Annotated in this window: 1 protein-coding gene and 1 pseudogene; both read right to left on the reverse strand. The window is 62.7% G+C overall.

Features of this window, described 5'->3' with window-relative positions; translation table 11 throughout:
• Window positions 1–266: 266 nt before the first annotated feature.
• Window positions 267–851: a hypothetical protein gene (locus CQ14_RS44505; RefSeq protein ID WP_063800316.1), complete on the reverse strand. Its 585-nt coding sequence runs from the start codon at window positions 849–851 to the stop codon at window positions 267–269.
• Window positions 852–992: 141 nt separating this feature from the next.
• Window positions 993–1285: pseudogene (locus tag CQ14_RS44510) on the reverse strand (hypothetical protein); the annotation flags it as partial.

The raw sequence follows: 1285 nt of genomic DNA on the forward strand, positions 1-1285 counted from the left end.
GATCATGCTCTANGCAGGCCGTCGCCCTTGCGATGCGGTCTGGACATCCGACGCAGCCGGGACATCGTCTGCTCGATTTCCCAGAACATCCAGACGAACGCCGTACCCAGAGCAACCACCACCATCAGGAACATCAATGTCAATGCGGGCGCTGTGAGCATGTTCAACATCCCCCGATGCGACGCGGACGGTATCAGCAAGAAATATCACCTGCGGCCTCGGCGTCATAGCACCGAGGCCGCGCTATTCATCCCGTCTGCACTTGATCAGCCGCAGACCTGCACGGACCGGAAGCGCCAGCCATACGGCGTAAGCACACTTCGCCGTACGATGTAGCAACCGCCGTCGCCGTAGTAATAGGGATCGTCGTAGCCATAGCCGGCGTAATACGGATAACCGTAGTCATAATAATCGTCGTAGTAGCCGCCGTAGAGACCGTAGCCCAAGCCCAGGCCGATTGCCGCCGCGGCGATCGGAAATCTCCGATGCCTGAATCCGAATCCGGGGCGGAAGCCACCGCGGAAATTGTTGACGGCAAATCCGCCGCCGCGAAAGCCGGCAGCCGGCAGAGCGGCCGCACGGAAACCACCACCGATCGCGGCCGGACGGAAACCGCCGCCGATCGCGGCAGTCCGGAAGCCGGCGCCACCCACTCCAATCGCACCGCCGCGGAAGCCGCCGCCCATTCCCATCCCGCCGCCGCGGAAACCACCGCCGCCCATTCCCATTCCGCCGCCGCCGCGGAAGCCGCCACCGCCGCCGCCAAAACCGCGTTGGGCCGAAGCCACATCCGGCACCAGCATGGCGATCGATGCGCATGCGAACAAGGCGATCATCATCTTGCGTAACATGACCCATCCCTCCATGATCTCGCGTTCGAACGCTCGACGCTTTCGGCGTCGGATCCTCACAGATCCCGGACCAACTCTAGGACGAGTTCTCGGAAACGGCTGGGTAATTTTGCTCACTTCTACGCGACTGTGTTTGGAAGATCAGCAGCCGCGGCAAATGCTCTTGATCTTGCGATCGACCGTCTTGTTCTCGTCGGAAATTGCAGCGTCAACACTTCTTGACCCCGCCGATCTTCCCGAGCCCGTCGTTACACCGCTTTCGGTGTTGACGCCGCGACCTGACGACTGGGCGGTGCCTGAAGTGTTGGTGCCGGGCGCGGGTGGCGAGGCAAGCTTGGATGGGTTCTGTGCGCCGCTCGGGTCTTCGCCGGAATTGTTCAATCCGCCCGAACTGGCCGGACCAGGCGGCACGCCGGTGATGCCTTGCGTGCCCG

The sequence above is a fragment of the Bradyrhizobium lablabi genome (assembly GCF_001440475.1).
GTDB lineage: Bacteria > Pseudomonadota > Alphaproteobacteria > Rhizobiales > Xanthobacteraceae > Bradyrhizobium > Bradyrhizobium lablabi.

What these genes read in the sequence shown, in the direction of transcription:
- CQ14_RS44505 (WP_063800316.1), bottom strand. Translation starts at nt 851, where the DNA reads ATGTTACGCAAGATGATGATCGCCTTGTTCGCATGCGCATCGATCGCC.